12 protein-coding genes and 1 riboswitch are annotated in these 19,779 nt (G+C 44.3%); of the genes, 5 read left to right on the forward strand and 7 right to left on the reverse strand.

Annotated elements, in window-relative coordinates:
• The coding region (locus tag HC026_RS11360; protein ID WP_168926048.1) for an MBG domain-containing protein at positions 1-6,499 on the reverse strand (6,499 nt) is incomplete at its 3' end.
• Between the two features lie 629 nt (positions 6,500-7,128).
• Here HC026_RS11360 and HC026_RS11365 point away from each other — a divergent pair.
• The 3 genes from HC026_RS11365 (at position 7,129) to HC026_RS11375 (ending at position 9,853) form a co-directional block, all read left to right on the forward strand.
• Positions 7,129-8,124, forward strand: a complete 996-nt coding sequence (locus HC026_RS11365; RefSeq protein ID WP_168926049.1) for an alpha/beta hydrolase — start codon at positions 7,129-7,131, stop codon at positions 8,122-8,124.
• A 5-nt stretch (positions 8,125-8,129) separates the two neighbouring features.
• Positions 8,130-9,263, forward strand: a complete 1,134-nt coding sequence (locus HC026_RS11370) for a TcaA second domain-containing protein (protein ID WP_168926050.1) — start codon at positions 8,130-8,132, stop codon at positions 9,261-9,263.
• A gap of 152 nt (positions 9,264-9,415) precedes the next feature.
• The gene (locus tag HC026_RS11375) at positions 9,416-9,853 is read left to right on the forward strand and encodes a MarR family winged helix-turn-helix transcriptional regulator (RefSeq protein WP_168926051.1); all 438 of its coding nucleotides are present in this window, start codon (positions 9,416-9,418) and stop codon (positions 9,851-9,853) included.
• Positions 9,854-10,074: 221 nt separating this feature from the next.
• Here the strand turns inward: HC026_RS11375 and HC026_RS11380 are convergent, their stop codons facing one another.
• The 4 genes from HC026_RS11380 to metE form a co-directional block, all read right to left on the reverse strand.
• Positions 10,075-10,695 (reverse strand): FMN-dependent NADH-azoreductase, encoded by a 621-nt coding sequence (locus HC026_RS11380; protein ID WP_168926052.1) that lies wholly within the window; start codon positions 10,693-10,695, stop codon positions 10,075-10,077.
• A gap of 139 nt (positions 10,696-10,834) precedes the next feature.
• On the reverse strand, positions 10,835-11,485 hold the full coding sequence (locus HC026_RS11385; RefSeq protein WP_232843741.1) for a sugar O-acetyltransferase: 651 nt from the start codon (positions 11,483-11,485) through the stop codon (positions 10,835-10,837).
• A 238-nt stretch (positions 11,486-11,723) separates the two neighbouring features.
• Positions 11,724-12,590, reverse strand: a complete 867-nt coding sequence (metF, locus tag HC026_RS11390; RefSeq protein WP_168926053.1) for a methylenetetrahydrofolate reductase [NAD(P)H] — start codon at positions 12,588-12,590, stop codon at positions 11,724-11,726.
• On the reverse strand, positions 12,577-14,847 hold the full coding sequence (gene metE / locus HC026_RS11395) for a 5-methyltetrahydropteroyltriglutamate--homocysteine S-methyltransferase (protein ID WP_168926054.1): 2,271 nt from the start codon (positions 14,845-14,847) through the stop codon (positions 12,577-12,579). The genes metF and metE overlap by 14 nt, the downstream gene beginning before the upstream one ends.
• A gap of 765 nt (positions 14,848-15,612) precedes the next feature.
• Here metE and HC026_RS11400 point away from each other — a divergent pair.
• Both HC026_RS11400 and HC026_RS11405 read left to right on the forward strand, forming a co-directional pair.
• Positions 15,613-16,101 carry a pyridoxamine 5'-phosphate oxidase family protein gene (locus HC026_RS11400; RefSeq protein ID WP_168926055.1) on the forward strand — a complete coding sequence of 163 codons (489 nt, stop codon included), beginning with the start codon at positions 15,613-15,615 and terminating at the stop codon, positions 16,099-16,101.
• A gap of 14 nt (positions 16,102-16,115) precedes the next feature.
• Positions 16,116-16,793, forward strand: coding sequence for a VTT domain-containing protein (locus HC026_RS11405; protein ID WP_168926056.1), 678 nt, complete (start codon positions 16,116-16,118; stop codon positions 16,791-16,793).
• 33 nt (positions 16,794-16,826) lie between these two features.
• Here the strand turns inward: HC026_RS11405 and HC026_RS11410 are convergent, their stop codons facing one another.
• Together HC026_RS11410 and allB are read right to left on the reverse strand one after the other, a co-directional pair.
• Positions 16,827-18,176 carry an NCS1 family transporter gene (locus tag HC026_RS11410; protein WP_168926057.1) on the reverse strand — a complete coding sequence of 450 codons (1,350 nt, stop codon included), beginning with the start codon at positions 18,174-18,176 and terminating at the stop codon, positions 16,827-16,829.
• On the reverse strand, positions 18,173-19,555 hold the full coding sequence (allB, locus tag HC026_RS11415; RefSeq protein WP_168926058.1) for an allantoinase AllB: 1,383 nt from the start codon (positions 19,553-19,555) through the stop codon (positions 18,173-18,175). The genes HC026_RS11410 and allB overlap by 4 nt, the downstream gene beginning before the upstream one ends.
• Positions 19,556-19,639: 84 nt before the next feature.
• A riboswitch (TPP riboswitch) is annotated at positions 19,640-19,731 on the reverse strand.
• Between the last annotated feature and the right edge of the window lie 48 nt (positions 19,732-19,779).

Consider the following 19,779-nt stretch of genomic DNA (forward strand, 5'->3'; position numbering starts at 1 on the left):
CTGTTGTTGTGTATCCACCTGCGTCGGCTTTCACATTATTGCTGATCGTGTACGCCACTGGCGTGCCAACGGCACCGTCTTGAACCGTTACTGTTTCTTTCGGTAAAACTGGTACTTCACCGTTGTAGGTCACGGTTTCGCTAGGTGCGGTGATTGTAATATGAGCAGGTGTGATATTCAAATTACCGGCAATCACATTGCTGCCAGTAATCGTGTAGTTCTTGTTAGCACTTTGCAGTGCGTTAACACCAGCTTCACTAAGCTTTACGGAATACTGCCCCGCATCACCCTTGATACCACTGAAATCAAAATCCTCAGCAGTTAATGTTGGAATAACCATATCGGCTGGTCCAGTCACCTTAAAGTCGCTGGCAGCCACGTTCGTAGTGCCATCATAAACTTTATTGGCATCACTTAAGGTCACTTTAGCGCTGGCATTCGGCGTAACTGTCACCGTGCCATTAACTGCTGTAATCGCGTAGTTCTTGTTACCATCAGCTGGTAATTCAACTGCTGTTGTGTATCCACCTGTGTCGGCTTTCACATTATTGCTGATCGTGTACGCCACTGGCGTGCCAACGGCACCTTCTTGAACCGTTACTGTTTCTTTCGGTAAAACTGGTACTTCACCGTTGTAGGTCACGGTTTCGCTAGGTGCGGTGATGGTAATGTGCGCTGGTGTAATGTTCAAGCTACCAGTGATCACATTGTCGCTCGTAATTGTGTAGTTCTTGTTGGCACTTTGCAGTGCGTTAATGCCAGCTTCACTGAGCTTAACTGAATACTGACCCACATTGGCACTATCAATTCCACTGAAATCAAAATCATCATCAGTCAACGTTGGAATAACCATATCAGTTGGTCCAGTCACCTTAAAGCTGGTGGCAGCAATATTTGTAGTGCCATCGTAAACCTTAGTACCTGTACTAATTTGTACTTTAGCAGTTGTATTCGGGGTGATGACCAAATCACCACCAGTCACACTGCTACTAGTGATTGTATAATTTGTATTCACACTTTGTAATGCTGCAATCCCTGCATCACTGAGTTTAACCGCGTAACTGCCTACGTTGGCACTGGTGATGCCACTGAAATCAAAGTCATCATTGGTCAGTGTTGGAACAGTGATACCAGTTGAACCCGTTACCTGGAACAGTGTAACAGCCCCATTCTTACTGCCATCATAAGTCTTCATACCATTGCCAATTGCAACTGTTGCGGTAGTATTTGGCGTTATTGCAAAATTACCCGCTGTCACATTAGCTCTGGATATGGAGTAATTTGGATTAACTTTTTGAAGATCTGCAATCCCTTGATTGCTTAGTGTCATAGAATAGTTGTTGCTAACATTCGCACTGGTGATGCCACTAAAGTCAAAGTCGCTGGCGTTCCAGGTTGGTTCAATCATACCTGCCGATAATCCAACTTTGTATTGAGAATCAGCAACTTTGGTTGTCCCATCGTATGTTTTATTGTCATCACCAACCTTGATTACTGCATCGGCATTTGGCGTGATAAACAACTGGCCAGAAACGGTCGTAATATCGTAATTTGGATTATCCGTTGCGCTGACATTTACCGTAATCGGATAACCGACCGTACTTGCATCGATAACACTATTAGCACTCAAGGTATAAACCAGCTTGTCACCTTTTGCAGGCACCGGTGTTGTCACTTCAGCTTTCAGCGCAGCGTCATCATAAGTCTTACCAGTGTATGCTGTCGTAACATTGTCAGCTTTAATGGTAACTGGTGCTTTTGTAATCACAAACAGGCCACTCTGCACGTCGGTAGCATCAAACTGATAATTGGGGTTGGAAGCTTGAAGATCTTGAAGTCCCTTATCACTCAGTTTAACTTCATAATTACCCGCGTTTTGACTAATCGAACTCATGTCAAAATCGTTATCACTCAAAGTAGGAATTTTAAAATCAGTGTATTGACTAGGTGCGAGTACGTTAAAGGTTACGGGATCCGTTGATGCATCACCGTCGTAAACCTTCGTTGCACCTTGAACCACAATCGAAGTTGCTAACTGCGGGTTTTGAGCTGGATCAGAAACATTCACAGGAACCTTTGCCGTGTTCGCAGTTGGCACCGTTAATACCGCTGGTGTAACCGTGAACGTCGCATTATCTTCAACAGTCACAGCGTAGTTTTGTGATAACGAATCGCTGATTGCTTGTTTGGCCGCATCCGTCAATTGAACGTTATAAGTACCTACATTTTTGGCAACCGTACTAGTAGAACCACTCGACACAAACTGCAAATCATTTGCCGATAACGCATAGCTAGTTCCATCTGGTAAATTAACTTTATAATTTTCTGAATCAGGGGCCTGATTCGCACCCGTGTAGGTTTCGCTTTCTGAACCGGTTAGCTGAGCAGTAAACATCTTTAAATACGTCACTGGAACAATCAACTGACCGTCTTGAATTGGAACTGAAATGTTTAAATTATCATTGGACTTTAGCTGATAACCCTTGTATTGAGGTGGGGTAACATTAATAATTGTTCCACCAAGCGGTTTATTCGAAATTAACCATTTACCAAGACCACTAATAGCTTGTCCATTACCGTCTACTGGCACGAGGGCAATGCTGACCGGTTTAACTGTGTATTGAATACTGAGTGTGCCGCCAGCGTCAGGCACTGTATACGTCGTGGCTGGATTTGCCAACTCATAACCAGTCTCAATAGGTGGCGTCACCTTGGAGCCAACGGTCGCTGTTGTCGTAATTGGAGACAAGGTGCTGATAGCCACATTATTTGTATCAACTGGTTGAATTGTGTAGGAAACCTGCTTCAAATAAGTGACTGTGATAATTTTGTTAACGGCTTTTGATACTTCAGCCGTTGTCTTATCAGTAATGTAACCTTGATCTGTAAAATCAGGCACTTGCACGGTCTTACCATCTGAAGTTCCTACCGTTGTAGTACTCAGTGCACTAATTGAATGGCCGCTCGCATCCACTGGTTGAATGATATAAGTATTAGCACTAGTTACATATTTAACTGAAATCTGTGCATGATTCTCGGTAACATCCGCCGCAGCAAACATCGCGCTAACCGTTGCTTGATCTGGAGTGTAATCCTTCACCGTTGGACTGTCCTGGGTATAAGAACCGCCAACAATCCCGGTTAAAGTTACAGATGCAGGCACGGTTGCACCATTACCAGCAACACTGTACACAATTGTCACACTGGCTGGCTGCCCAGTATACGTAACGACGTGCATGTTGCTTGCGCTATCTGCACCATAAGTACCAGTAATTGTAACTTCTTTTGTAGTGTATCCAGCAACATTAGTAACCGGTATGCTAAATGAATCGCCATAATTTCCTGTCTGAGTAATAGCAGTGTAATTTGCGGCTGAATCTGGATCCAACCCCGCTGCAGCAATCGTCACTGTCTCTTTCAATGGTGTATAAGTTACCTTGAAGGCAGACTCGCCACCCATAGCATAGACACCACTCACAACCGGAATGTCAGCTGTATAACCCGTGATTGTCGGAGAAACAAAGTTATAACTATCCCCAACTTTAACGGTCTGTGTTTGAACGGGTGCCAGACTAGCATCCGCAGTTGGAAGTCCATTGTAGTTCACTGTAATTTTCTGTGTATCGGCTTGATACTTAACCTGGTAATTAGTAACACCAGGTTTGGTCACGATTGACTGACTGTCGACTAATTCGTAGCCTTCAGTACTATAATCAGGCATCTCAATCTGTGCATCAGTCTTGGTACTTGCGCTAACGGTGCTTAACCCAGCGATTGGATGGCCGTCCTCATCAACTGGTGTGATGGTGTAACTGTTATCGTTAGCTGTATAAGTTACCGTTTGCGTCTTGCTGCCGGTATTGCTATAGGTACCAGTCACAACTGAAACGTCAGGTGTATATCCCGCGACAGTTGGAACCGTAATCTTATAGCTACCATCCGTGACACCCTTAACAGTGGTTGACTTAGCAGCTGTATTAGTGGCCGGCAAGCCATTATAGTTAACGGTCATAGATGACGCATTAGCCACATATTTGACGTTGATTGTCGGTGTTGGGTGAGAAATAGCTGGCACCGTTTCGTTATTTGTTTGAACGGTGTATCCCTCATATTTGGGGTACTGAATCTTATCGCCAGTCTTACCGTCAAATTGTTGCGGTGCCAAAGTGGCAATCGGGACGTTATTGCTGTCCACTGGTTGTACCTTGTAAACCTTCGTATCAGGAGTGTAATTAACTGTAAATGTGTTGGTGCCAGAATCCGAAAAAGTACCCGTAATAGTGGTTTTGTTGGGCGTGTAACCAGCGACGATTGGCGAATTAATCTGGTATGAAGTTCCAATCGTCCCTTCAGCAGTACCAACAGGCTGTGACGTTGGCAAACCAACGTAAGTTACCTGCACATTGTACGGAATCGCTTGATAGCTTAATTGATAACTCGTCACACCACCCTGTGTTTTTGGCAAAGTCGTGCTATCGACTAATTTATAGCCGGTATAAGTTGGTGCAACAATTGAATCACCCGTCGTGCTAGATTCAGTCTGAACGGGTAACGTTGCGATGACGTTTTGATTTTCATCTACCGGAATTACTTGATAGCTATTGCTACTAGGTGTGTATTTAACGGTTAAAGCAGTCTTGCCTTCCTTAGAAAAAGTACCTGATATGGCGGCTTGATCAGCTGTATATCCAGGAACGGTCGGCGAAACAACATTATACGTACTGCCAATTGATCCATTAGCCGTATTTGATGGTAGAGTCGTTGGCAAACCTTGATAGTTAACTGTGACACTACTTGCAACTGCAGAGTAAGCCAGTTTTAGCGTCGTACCATCAGTTAATGGTGCGGCTATGGTAGCGGTTGACGGCGTATAACCAGTGTACGTTGGCGCAGTGATTGAATCGCCAATTTTAACTGTGCCTTGAGTTGGTGCTAAACCAGTGATATTTTGCCCCAAAGCGTTCACTGGCTGAATTGTGTAAGACACTTTATTTGTATAGTAAACGACAATGTTGTTGACGTTAGGGTTAGAAGTCAAAGCGTTTAATACACTGTTGGAAACGGTAATGGTGTTTGTCCCATCGCTCGCTACAGCTTTAACGAACCGGTAACCATCAATCGTCCTTGGTGCAAACGTGTTGGTACTTAAATCGGTCGTTGAAGCAATCGTTAAACTGTCCCCAACGTTCACATTGGTTGTGTCAGCATCGTGAAGAGGTGTGGATCCATCTTGGTCAACGTATGTAATCTTGATGGGCATGGTGTTGACTTTAGCCGTAAAGCCACCTTCACTAGCATCGGTTGTACTTGCAACCTGAACACTCCGCTCATCTAATTCATTACCGGTCGCCCCAAAAGCAGCAATCGAAACGGATTGATTTAGCGTGATTGAGTTTAATTTGCTAGTTGGAATATAAGTCGCTGAGCTAGTCGTCAGTGTTTGTACCTTTTGGGTCCGCGCGGCATCTTTATAAGTGGTATAAGTTAAAGTTCCTGTCACCTTGTGGTCCACAACGCCAGACGTAGGTGTCCAAGTTAACGTTGCGTATTCCGTCAAAGGAATGTTGACATTCGATGGCGTAGCTGGTGTTGAACTGTTTGACCACGTTGGTGAGGTGGCAGTGAGGTGTCCCTGGTCATCCGTTTGGCGAATAGTCAAATTCGTCCAGTCGGTATCCGCTCTTGAGGGAGTGTCAGCGACATCTTTATACCCATCTCGACCAATGAAAGTTGTGTTAGGCTGCCCATAAATACCAATATCAACTGATGGATCACTACCCTCGCCAACCCCAGCGGCTTGCGGATCAACTGGTTGTAAAATAAACCCGATGCCGCCACCGCCACCAGCTGTTTGAGACGTAAAACTTGCGTTAAAGGTAAAGGCCTTACTCGTATCAATCTGGTTCTTGAAAACTAACGTGCCAACCGTATTTCTGGTATCTGCTGGTACTAAAGTCACCCCACCATTACTGATGGTGTTCGAAATATTCACAGGTTTTCCAACTTTGCCATCAACCTTGGAAATTCGTTCGGCTTTAAAATTATCCTGCACAGCTTGAACGGATGAAGTAGTTACATTCGTCATATCAGTTCGGGAGACGGTACCATCAGCGTTCAAATTAGCTGGGTTAGTCCCGTTTAAGTTGGCTGTTGTGATTTTGTTTTGAGTTGCTGTGGTTGTGCTGTCATCCGAACTGGTCGGCGTCGTAGCACTTGGTGTAACCGTGGTAGCAGCCTTGACAGTTGCTGTAGCCTGCGCAGTTGCAGTGCTGGTGGTTGGACTATTTGCACTCGTGTCCGAACCAGTCACAACCTGTTTTGTAGCCGGATCAGTTGACGTTCCTGAAGCTTGCGCCGATACGGTAGGTACCGACCAAAAAACACCTGCCATCAAAACAATGCAGGTAAATGCCCATGTACTTCCACTTTTATACATTTTGTAATGTTCTTTACGTTGTATTGTTGCTTTATTTAGCAACATTTTCTGCCGTTTAGTCATGAAATAAATCTGCCTCCGTTGACTGGATTATCTACTAGCCCTTAGAAACTATAACGAGAACCCCCCGATTCGCGCTTATAGTTTAGAACAGCAACCTGTTCCACTTAAATATCCTCCGAAAGCAAATTCAGCGTTAGTTAACAATCTCACTCATAGCACTTAACTTAGGCAATGGCCATGGGTTATTTTAACTAACGCTGACTATATGATTCAAATTATTAATTGATTTCATATTAATAATAGCACTTATGTAATTAATTACTAGTTAATTTCGTGCAGAAATCGCTTTATGTCACGCTTACACGTCTGTTTCAAAGGAGTGATTACGTTATCAATGCCGATTTTACGGTTTAGCTCTGACTTATAATGAATTTTATCATTTAAATCATTTATTTAACAACGCTGTTTAAACAAGACGGTTGTGATTATGAGTCTTTTACGCTGAAATAAAAATCTTTTTTGAGGAGTTCGGCTACTTGTATAGAACTGATAATAAAGAGTTAGCTATCGCTTATTAGACAAATGTTTGGTCTTTTTAGCTGACGTAGACTTGTCACTCTTACTGTATTTGAGTAAGATTATTGTAATATTAAATTTTCGTTCTTGACAGGTTATTAGGGGGCTTAGTCATGAAGAAGTACCTCTGGGCAGTTATTATCGTCACCATTGCAATTATTGGGGTGATTTTTGGTGGATTGGTGCATTCGTTAAATCCGCCAGAAAAGCATACTGCACAGTCTCACTCAAACCAGCAGCAGTCGGCAAAGTCAGTCGGGAAAAACACCCGGAGTGCTGCCAAGAAAACGGTAACTGCCTCACCTGCGCCTAGTCATGTGATTTCTCGCGTGTGTTATAGCCCACAACTGCGTCGAAATTGGCGATACCGCGTGTATCTGCCAAAGAACTATCAGCGGCTAAAGGAACAGGGTACCCGTTTTCCTGTCATTTATATGTTGCACGGGCTATATGGCGATGAGACAAACTTAACGACACAAGCGCACTCCAAAACCTACTTGGATCAACTAGTTGCCGAAAAGCATTTGCCAGTAGTTGCCATTTTTCCAGACGGTGGTAATTCTTTTTACTTGAACACTAGTAACGAGAAGATGGAAAACGCAATGGTTGATGATCTCATTCCACAAACCACCAAGTCCTATCAGTTAGCTGGTCAGAAACAACGCGCGATTGGTGGGATCTCGATGGGTGGCTATGGTGCCGCACGGTTAACTTTCCGGCATCCACAGCTGTTCTCCGTTGACGCACTGGTTTCACCGGCTATTTGGCAAAAAGTACCTGCTACTGTGCAATCCAATCCGCAGGTTGACGCCTTCAGAACTAACGGTGCGTTTAACCAGAAAGCCTTTGAACAAGCTCAACCAAGCCGTTATTTAACCAGCTATTTAAATCAAACTAAATCTCCGGCACATTTTTACATAGAAACTACCGCGCTGGATACCACCGTCCCCATTGCTGACGTCAATCTATTTGTCGGGCAGCTGAAGCAACACCAGATCAAGTCCACTTATCAAGTCGATCATTTTGGCAATCATAACTGGCCTTACTGGAATCGCGCACTGCCCAACGCCTATCGTTACATCTTCAATCAATTTAAATCTCAGAGGTGAGTCCTATGCTAACGTGTCCAAATTGTGGGGCTAAAATTAGTCCTAACGATGTTTTTTGTCAAAACTGCGGTTACCGGTTAAAGCCGGCCACTACCAGCACCAACCAACCTTCCTCATTCCAACCTGAGCCCACACCCGTTGCGCCTCAGCCAACTACCAGTGTGCCCACACGAAATAAGCGGCGCAAAAGTGGCTCTCATAAAAAGGCAATTTGGATTAGCTTAGTCGTGCTCATCATTGTAATTCTCGCTGGTACCTATCTCTATGGTAGCGGGAAATATAGCAAATCTAGACAAGTGGATGACATGATAACAGCCATGCATGACAATGACACTGACACCACCGTCAAATACATGACTTCCACCGATCCGAGTTTAGAAATCAACTCAAAATCCATCAAACCATTTATGAGCTATTTAACTTCCGATAAACGTTACTTGGCTGACATGAAATCCAGCTTGATGGCCAATGACCAAACCAGCGATGGTACTTTCAAGTTGGTTACTAAGGGTCACCACCTGCTGTTCTTCCCCGCTTACAAACTAGCAGTTGTCGCCATGTACCCAACGGTTCAGACCAACGTGGATCAAGCGACCATCAGCCTGAACGGGTTGAACGTAGCTACCGCCAGCAATGATCATTATTCTTATAAAGCTGGTCCGCTGTTCCCAGGCCGTTATACGTTCAAATTAGCCAACACCGGTTCTACAGCAGATGGAAAATCGGTCACTAAGAACTTGGTTTCGACTCAATCGAAAAATATCAAAGTCGATTTATCAACGCCAGATACCACTGATAGCACAGACACTACGGACTCGAATACTGATGTTGATTCCAACGATAACAGCGACAGTGGCAGTGATACAGATGATAGTGGTACAACGCCAAGCGACAGCAACTATGGTCACTTTGAAGAAGAGTATCACGGCGATGAACAATCAGGCATTGACGCCATAGCTGATCAGTACGGTTTTGATTACGATGATTACACTTACGTCGTGAGCTGGCCGCACAAGGATGTCCTTCAAGTGAAAGCTTATGATAAAGACACCCATGATTATGACAGCACGTATCGCTATGACCAGATCCACGATATTAGTAGTCTGTTAAATGAAGATACCGGTAAGTTTGAAGAATAACTAAATATGGCCATTTAAGTGGGCTAGTACCGATTTAATCGACCGGTACTAGCCCTTTCATTAAGCTAATTGACTGAGCTTAGAATTGAAGTTTGTAACGTTTTTTGGTACACTTTTGTGGTCGGCAACAGAAACAAATCGGAGGGAAAATTATGCTTGTTTTTAATGACTATCCAGTGGGTGCATCAGCCTTACGCATCGTTAACGCACACGAATCACTAATTGCGAAGGACATCCGTGTCCTAGGGTTATATCCTGGTCAAGATACAATTTTGATTACACTGGCCCGTAGTGGTCAACAGGCGCAAAATACTTTAGCAAAAGCCATGCAGGTCGATCATTCAACGGTGGCTAAGTCCGTTCGCCGATTGGTTAACAACGGACTGGCTGAAACCGGCAAATCGTCCCAAGACGGCCGGGTCACTCTAGTTCAGCTCACCCCTGCAGGTTTAAAACTGGCTAAGCAAGTGGAACAAATTTGTCAAACCGTTGAGGAACAATCCATTCAAAATCTATCACCAGATGAACAAGCCGTTTTTATTAAAATCGCTAATAAAATCTGTGGTAACTTGGAGAAAATTGAAGTGTGACACAACTGGTTAGATTCCAAAATATAATATAAACTAGCGCCATTCCGATGGTTTTATCGGGATGGCGCTAGTTTGTGTTATATGGCCGGAATCTGAGTTGTGGAACAGGTTAAGGCTAAATTCAAGTAGTATACTAAATCAAATCATAGGTTGACTTTCAGTAGCGAAACCACCGGAGATACTTATCAATATCAACTGATAGCACTGCCCCCTTGTTTACTCTAGAATTTTGCAGCAACTTCCTTAGCTTCTTCTTGCGCAGCTGCAACGATTTCATCGGCTTGGTCTGGAAAATGGTCCATTCCTTCAACGCCGATTTTAGCAAATCGCTTAGCACCTAAATATTCTAGTGCAGCTTGTACATATTGGGTACCCAAATCTTTGCCTCCATACTTACCACCGGCAGCTTGGATGTGCACGAATGGCTTGTCAGGAACCAACGCAGTGTGACCAGTGGCAGTGTACCGGAAAGTTTCGCCAACAACGGTGATGGCATCAATCCAGTTCTTTAACTTAGCTGGAATGCTCAAGTTCCACATTGGGTTGGCAATAACTAATTTATCAGCAGCCTTGAATTGCGCTAGTGCTTCATTAAATAATCCCATGTTTCTTTGAACACCAGCAGGTAAATCCGTGAAGGCCTTCCCCTTAGCTAATTGTCCCCAGGCAGTCATCATTGGACCGTCTAGTTCCGGAAAATTAACGGCAAAAAGGTCTAAAATTTCAACCTCATCATCGGGGTTCTTTGCTTGATAAGACTTAATAAACGTATCTAACGTTTTGATTGTGCGCGATCTGTCCCCATCAAATGGGTGTGCTTTGATAACTAATACTTTTGACATTTCACTGTCTCCTTTGATTTTAATCGTTTATATGTGGTTGACCACTTATAATAGTGTACACTTTTTCTTAGTGGTCGGCAACGTTTGTGTTAAAAAACAACGTCATCCTTGCAGACGACGTTGACTGTATCATGTATTACTATCTATGAAATGACTCACCGTTAGCTAATTTATCAAGGTATTCCTGTGAAACTTTCCGTTGCTTGAAATAGTACTTCTTATCACGCTCGTCAAATTGACGGACCACGTGAGCCGGGTTGCCATATGCTAAGGAGTTGCTGGGAATCGACTTAGTAACGACTGAACCAGCACCAATCACACTATTATCACCGATGGTAACCCCTGGACAAACCGTTACACTGGCGCCGAGCCAGACATTGTTACCAATTTTAATTGGCATCGCGTATTCAGCACCCGTCTTCAGACGCAGTTCTGGATCTAAGGCGTGCCCCGCCGTGTACAGGCCAACATTACCAGCAATCAAGACATCGTCCCCAATTTCGATTGGACCAGAGTCTAACAGGGTTAACCCATTGTTTGCAAAGAAGTTTTTCCCAATTTTAACGTTAGAACCGTAGTCAGTATGAAATGGGAGTTCAATAAAGCAGTTCTCGCCAACTTCAGCAAATAACTCGTGTAGAATTCGGGTTCGATTATCCATATCCCGATAGTTTAATCGGTTATATTCGAATAACAGATCCCGAGCTTTCATTCGAATTTCCAGTAATTCTGGTGTTTGGTGGTACAATTCGCCATTGATCATGCGTTCAAATTCAGTATTTTCAGCCATTAGTGTGCTCCCTCAATTATTTTAGATATGTTCACATTATACAACGGAATGGTAGTGTTGGTTGGATTAAAAAACTAACCCGAGCTGCTTTTGAGTTTTTTTACATCACAAATGCACCGTCATCTCACTGGGTAACGGTGTATTTGTGATTGGTTGCTGTTATATTGACTAATCGGGCTTCTCCAGGCAGAGAGCGAAGTCCCTTGCACTTCGCTCTCTAACCGCCTCGCTTCACACCTTAAATTAACGTCTCAATCGCCCCACAAATTCTCTGCGTAACGACTGGATTATCCATCGTATAAAGATGAACGCCATCTACACCTTCTGACAACAGGTCCACAATCTGGTCGATAGCATACGCTGTTCCTGCATCCCTCATTGCTACAGGATTGTCCTGGTAGTGTTTCATCATCCGCAAGAACTTTGGCGGTAAACTGACACCGTTCATGGTTGCCATCCGCTTAATCTGGCGTTCGTTGACCACTGACATGATCCCGGCTTGAACCGGAACGTCAATGTTCGCCAATTCGCAGCGTTCCAAGAACTGATAGTAGTGCTCATTTTCAAAGAAAAGTTGGGTAATGAGTTGAGACACACCAGCATCCACTTTGCACTTCAGGTTTTTAATATCATCTACGCTATCTTTAGCCTCTGGGTGTACATCAGGATAACACGCACCCAGAATATTGAAGTCGCCGTCCTGCTTAATTTCACTGACTAAATCACTGGCATACTGGAAGTCTCCCTTTATCTGCCCATCCTCAGGCAAATCACCCCTTAACGCCAAGATGTTATCAATGTTTGATGCTTTGAGTTCAGCTAGATAAGACTTAACTTTAGCTTTGGTAAAATTAATCCCGGGAATATGAGGCACCACTTCAATACCGTAATGTTTCTTGACATAGCGACACAAGTCCAGTGTCCCGGACTTATTATCGCTGCCGCCTGCGCCATACGTCACACTGATGTAGGCGGGTTTCAAATTAGCTAACACGTCAAGGTTATCATAAAACCGCTCAATTGCTTTTTCACTGGCATTTGGCCGTGGTGGGAAAATTTCGAACGAGATCACGGGTCGTTCTTTAAAACAATTAACGACTTTCATGTGCCAGTTCCTTACGAACTTGTTTGGTTGCAGCAACAACGTTCTCCAGACTAGCTGTGGTTTCTGTCGTTCCCCGTGTCTTCAGACCACAGTCTGGGTTGATCCAGACATTCTGCAATGGTACCTTCTTCAAAATCTTGTGAATGGTTCCAGCAACTTCCTCTTCAGATGGAATCCGTGGTGAGTGAATATCGTAAACACCAGGGCCAACGTGAGTCTTAAAGTGTGATTTCTGAAGGGTATCCAGTAACGTTAAATCAGCACGCGATGCTTCAAATGAAATCACATCGGCGTCCATGTCATCGATGGCATCAATAATGTCACCAAACTCGCTGTAGCACATGTGAGTGTGAATCTGGGTAGTTGGTTGAACCTTGCTACCAACCAGACGGAAAGCTGGAATTGCCCAGTCAAGGTAACGACTGTACCAATCGGACTGCCGTAATGGTAATTTTTCACGTAAAGCTGCTTCGTCGATCTGAATGATCTTGATGCCGTTCTTCTCCAAATCAAGCACTTCTTCTTGAATGGCTAAGGCAATCTGCAAGGTACTTTCCTTCTTAGAGATATCCTCACGTGGGAATGACCAGTTCAAAATCGTTACGGGGCCAGTCAGCATCCCCTTCATTGGCTTATCAGTTAAGCTTTGGGCGTAAACTGATTCGGCAACGGTGATTGGTTGATTCCGGCTAACGTCACCCCAGATCAGTGGTGGCTTAACACAACGAGTCCCGTATGATTGAACCCAAGCGTTGCTGGTAAACAGGAACCCATCCAGCTTTTCGCCGAAGTATTCAACCATGTCGTTACGTTCGTATTCACCATGAACTAATACATCGATGCCAATCTTCTCTTGGAATTCAACACATTCCTTGATCTTATCGCGGTTAAATTGATCATATTGTTCCTTGGTGATTTCGCCACGCTTGTATTTGGCACGGTTACGACGAACTTCACGAGTTTGTGGGAATGAACCGATCGTTGTAGTCGGCAACTCTGGCAAATCGAATTCTTTCTTTTGAATAGCAGCCCGTTCTGCAAATGATGGCTGACGGTGGAAGTCACTATCTTTTAATGAAGCAACTTTGTCAATAATGGCTTGGTTTTCTTCGTAACGAGGCTTAGCAAACAGCGCTTCGTTAGCCTTTAATGCGTCATCACCTGAACCGCCTAAAATGTGATCTAAGTCGGTCAGTTCAGTTAATTTTTCCTTAGCAAATGACAAGTACTTCTTGTACTTTTCATCCAGTTGAGGCTCATTTTCCAACGTATAGGGAACGTGGAGCAGCGAACAAGAGGTGCTTAAGACAATGTTGGTCTTAGGTAATTTATGCAAAATATCAAGCTTTTCATCGTAGTTTGCTTTCCAAATGTTCTTCCCGTTGATAATCCCAGCAAATAACACTTTGTCATCTGGGAAGCCCTTTGATTGAACAAGGTTGAGGCTTTCAGCACCTTCGTGGAAATCTAAACCAAGACCATCAAAGTCCAGCGAAGTTAAGAGGTCATAACTATCGCGAACATCGCCAAAGTAAGTCTGTGCCAGTACCTTTAAACCATGCTTATTACTTAATAATGGTTTGTAGAGATCAGTGAACAATTCCAAGTCAGCTTCAGTTTGATCCTTAACCAATTGTGGTTCGTCTAACTGAATCCAATCGGCTCCTAAATCAGCTAACTTTTCAAAGATGGCTTCGTAAGCATTAACAAGTGCTTGAGTGAAATCAGTTGCTTGCTTCTTACCTTCGAAAGCACCTAACCGCAAAAGCGTATATGGTCCCAAAATGACGGGACGAGTCTGGTAACCTTGGTCTTTAGCTTCTTGATATTCGTCAAAGATCTTGGTGCCAACCAGCTTAATAGCCGTATCATCTTCAAATTCTGGTACTAAGTAGTGGTAGTTGGTGTTGAACCACTTCTTCATGCTTAAAGCAGTCACGTCACCTTTGTCGCCTTGATAACCACGGGCTTGAGCAAAGTATTCGTCCAATGGTGACAGGTTTAATTCCTTGTAACGCTTTGGCACGATGTTCAACAGGTTAGCTGTATCCAATGTGGTGTCATAGTACGAGAAATCGTTTGATACCAATTGGTCGATTCCCGCAGCGCTAATCGTGTCCCAGTTTTGCTGACGCAATTCAGCAGCCGTTTGTGCTAATTCTCGAGCGCTAATTTCCTTCTTAAAGTACTTTTGAACGGCAAATTTTAATTCACGATGACTCCCAATCCGTGGGTATCCAATAATAGTTGTTGTCATAATATTAAGTCTCCTTTTATTCCTTCATCATTTTAAGTTTTAGTGGGTTAATGGTTGATTGACAGGCACATGACCTGGCCATCCATGCCGTCACCAAGTAAGAAACTTGCAGTTGAAATTTTATTGCAATGTAAGTAGTTGATTTTAGTCACTGTCGGTCTCTCTCCCTTCTGGATTTTTGGATTAAGCAGTTTTTGCGGTTATGTAGAGTAATCGGGCTGCTCCTGGCAGAGACTTGCACCTAAGGCACTTCCAACATAAACCCAAGCCCAGGGTTTACGTTAGAAGTCCCTTAGGCTCCAGTCTCTAAACGCCAGGTTCCGCACCTTACAAAAAAAAGTCCCCATCCTCGCATTTAAGCGAAGATAAGGACGAATTGCCGTGTTACCACCTTAATTTGAAACCAGCTCACGCCAGTTTCCTCACTGAGTACATTTTGATACTCTCGTGCTGTAATGGGCACACCCATGACATTCTAACTTTCGCTCGAACATCCTGCTTAATCGAAGACCATCTTCACACTCGCCCTTTGCCACCTTTCACCAACTGCGGCTCTCTACTTAAAGTTAAAAGTGCTACTCATCTTCTAATCTGTTTTTTCATATCGTGACTTTGATGATAAACTCATTAGAGAAAAATGTCAACCACTAACCTATTTTTAAGCTGTTTTCCGTATTTTTCCCTGTTATCTTAATATTTTCAACTATACACAGACTTATGACTATTCTATAATCAAACTAAATAATGAGAAATGAAGGCTTAAAAATGAGAAGAACTGATCGTGAAATAACTGATGTTGCCGCCAAACTTGATATCATCGAAGATGCCCACATTATTAATTTAGGTGTCTTAGATTTTCCTGCACCCTACGTTGTTCCCTCTAACTACGGATATGAGTTCACTGATAACCAACTGCATCTGTACATCCACGGTGCCGCCAAAGGCAAGCGGCGAGGGCTAATCGCTGCAAACCCCGCGGTTTCTTTCAGCATCATCGCTGATTCTAGTCTTGATACTCCAGCAGAAGGGGCGCCACTGAGCCATTACAGCTACTTTTACCGCAGTGTATTGGGCACCGGTAACGCTACGTTGGTTTCTGACCTACCGGAAAAAGAACATGCTTTACGCTTGTTGCTTAAGCATGAAAATGGTCATGATGTGCCCGGTGAAATCAGCCAACAAGATCTGGCGCACGTCGGCGTGATTCGTATTGATGTTGATCAATTTACCGGTAAGCAACATAGTGCAAAATGAGGGGAGGTGTTAGCGTGTCCAAGAGACAGCGGACCATCTTCTTTGGCATCATCACTGCACTAGTAGTGTTAATGATTGTCTTCATTGGCTGGCATTTCCACCGCCAACTCACCACACTTTTCGCGCAGTTTAACAGTCGTAGTGCCCTCATTGACCGCTTTCAAAGACATCAGCCCATCGACATGCTCACCTTCACTTTGTTGTTGATTATTGTTATTTTGTTACCAGGCGCGCCGGTTTCAGTGTTTGCTATTGCTGCAGGTGTTTGTTTCGGCCATTGGACCGCTTTGGTGTTAAATGCCATCGCCATCACAGTTGGTAATTTTTCCGTCGCCAGTCTTCTACCAGAAATTTGGCATCACCCCAGTCAGCATTCTACCGGTCGACTTTACCAGGATTTACTTAAAATCCGCCATCCTTCCTTGGGAATTGTCTTGGGGTATGCGATTCCCTTTGTTCCAAGCACGGTCATTAATTTGGCCGCTAAACGATTGATTCACAGTCGAGCCCGCCTCATTGTGCTATGCTTCATCGGCAGTTTACCCACATCCGCCTTATATGCCTTTGGTGGTGACTTAGCGCTTCGAGGAGACGTTAAACACCTCATATTTGTTATCTTGCTCGCCATTTTGCTGTTTGGCCTTGGTTGGGTGATTCACCACGATCGACACAAGGAAGCGACGCTAAATTAAAAGCAGATTTCCAATTGGAAATCTGCTTTTAATTTAGGCTCTAATTTTCACTGATTGTCCTGTTCTCAGTTTCCAGTACACTAACCCACCAACAAAGAAACCGACGAACCAAGACAAATTAACGATCGAGGCGGCGGCTACGGCACCAATTAGAAGTGCAAGTGGTGCCCGCCACGTAAAACTGGGTTGCTGACCATCGTTATAGAGTGCAGTCACGTTCACCTGCTGATGACGATGCAGGTAATACTCAATCAGAATAATCGCCGTCATTGGGCCCAAGAAGATCGAATACAGATGGATAAATATTGTTAGCCCCTGTGCTGAACTGTCTTGGACCAGAATCCACGGACAGGTTGCAACGGCTAACACACCAACGATGGTAGTCGCTAACTGCTGAGGCATTTTGAGCAAAGAAGTCAGCATATAGGTAGGTGGCATAATGTTAGCAACCATATTAGTGGTGATCGTTCCTAACACAATGAAGAAGGAAATCATCACCGCCATCCAGCCATTATTTAACAAATGAGCCATAGCCGTTACTGGACTCGCTATTCCCGTCACTGCAGCAAGCATGGCACCTGTCACGATGGTCATGCCATAGGCTAATCCTATCGGGATTAAATAAAGTAATCCTCGCTGATGTTCGCCCAAATTGGGTCTCAATTCACGGGAGTAATCAGCTGCTGACTCAAAAATGGCGGTGTAATTCCCCAAAAAGGCAACAATCAACCCCCAAAATGGTAGTCCCCAGGTGCCAGCTGGCCGTACCAGCCGTTGCTGAATCACAGCTTGATGCTGAGTCACCAGAAGTAAAAACACTCCGACCATGGCGATCATCACGATGGTAGCGATGAATCCTGTTACTAGTTTAATTGACCGAAATCCCCACAGTGCCATGACCACTTGCAGAATCTGCAAGATCAAAAAGCATTCAAACGTATGATTGCCATTACTATTAAGGAGCGTTTTCCCAATTTGGTTAAGCGCTAGTGCGCCGGTCCAGCTTTGAAAACCAAACCACACAATCGCTGGAATACCACGAAATAAGCTAGCTATTTTAGCACCCTTCAAACCGAACGATAACCGTAATTGAATCACATAAGGTGCCCCGGTTCGGTAACCAAACCGATCATTGAGTGTAAATATCAGTGAAATGATAATGATAGCAATTCCAGCTGCAACCATCGTCTGTAACAAATTCATCGTGGCAATCCCGGCCACAACGATTGACGAACCCAAAGTGATATTGCCAATGTTAAAACCATCTCCCAGCCACATGGCCATGTAGGCGAATACGCCAACTTTGCGTTGTTCAGCAGGGATCGGCAACAAGTCTTCGGCAACTGTTTGATTAACCTGTTGAGCTACTGTTGGTGGGGTCATTTTGCTTCCTCCTCAACACGGTGGTTAAGCAGAAATTCACCGGTAGGTTGGTGATCAAAACCTTTCCCTAATTCAAAAATCGTTTTGCCACGTAATAATGTCCTGGTCACTCGACAACCAATCCGCCGACCTACATAAGCAGAAATTGGATTTTTGTAGTAGAGATCTTCAGCCCGCAAAGTATAGCTCTGATTGGGATCAAGCAGGGTGATGTCTGCATCTGCACCGACCTTGAGCTCACCCTTATTGCTCAAACCGAATAATTTAGCTGGACCAGCAGCTGTCAGCTGAACGAACTGCTGCAAACTTAATCGACCTGACTTAACGGCAACATCGTAAAACACGTCTAAATTGTTTTGTGCCCCACTGATACCACCCCAAACGTCGAATATATTATTGTTCGGGTTCGCCTTCATTTCCGCAGGTGCCGGTGAATGATCCGAAGTCACAGCGTTCACGTGTCCTGCCTGAACTTCTTGCCACAAATCAGCTTGAATCTGAGGTGTTCGTAGGACTGGCGAACATTTTGCTAACGGCCCGATCCGTTTAAAATCCTCTGTGTTCAGGGTCAGATAGTGCACGCAAGTTTCACAAGTTACATCTTGGCCTTCCATTTGAGCCCGGTAAACTTCACGTACGGCTTCACCAGTGGATAGATGGACAAAATGCAACTTGCACCCCGTTTGTTTAGCCAAGTACAATGCCCTCCTGACAGCCTCAACTTCAACCATTGGTGGTCGAGAATCAATGTACGCCTGAATGTCAGTGTGGTGATGCACGATTTTATCTGCCGCTAGCCGGTCTGTCAACACCGCATTTTCAGCGTGAAGAGACAACCGCAAACCCGTTTTGGCGATAGCTTGCATACCCCGGTATAAGTCATAGTCATCTACATTATGGAAGTCACCGGGTTCAGCACTCCCTGTTGTAGCCATGAATGCCTTAAAACCAGCAGCACCCGCAGCCGCCATTGGTCCGATTTCGGTTTGATTTCCCGGCACCAACCCGCCATACAGCGCAAAATCAACGTAGGATTGACCTTCAGCGATTTCGCGGTGGCGGTTAAATTCAGTCGCTGTTGTGCGGGCTGGCAATGCATTTAACGGCATGACAACCATGCTGGTAGTACCACCAGCCGCTAAAGCCTGAGTGCCGGTGTGATAATCCTCCCAGTTACTGCGACCAGGCTCGTTGATATGCACGTGAGCATCCACCATGCCTGGTAATACCAATTGTCCGTGAGCATCGATCACTTCTTCAGCTTTAACTGACAGCTCACCAATCGCAATAATTTTACCGTTCTTCATTGCCAAATCACCGTTTACAACACCAGTTGGCGTGACAATCAAACCATTCTTGATAATTGTCGTTACTTGCATGCTTCATCCTCCAAGCCAACACTGTGACTGGTCTAACGCAAATAAAAAAGTCCACTTGAATGGTGCTCAAATGGACTGGTAGCCTTGCGACTAACATGGCGCTCCCTACGGCAGTACGAACTGCATCAGGTTATTTGGGTATCTCTCAGCTATCACTAGCACCCCAGACCACAATGTGTATTTAATTCTAATTAAAACGAGTTTACTGAAATAAGTCAAGTGTT

It is taken from the genome of Secundilactobacillus angelensis, assembly GCF_012641075.1.
In the GTDB taxonomy this organism is placed as follows: domain Bacteria; phylum Bacillota; class Bacilli; order Lactobacillales; family Lactobacillaceae; genus Secundilactobacillus; species Secundilactobacillus angelensis.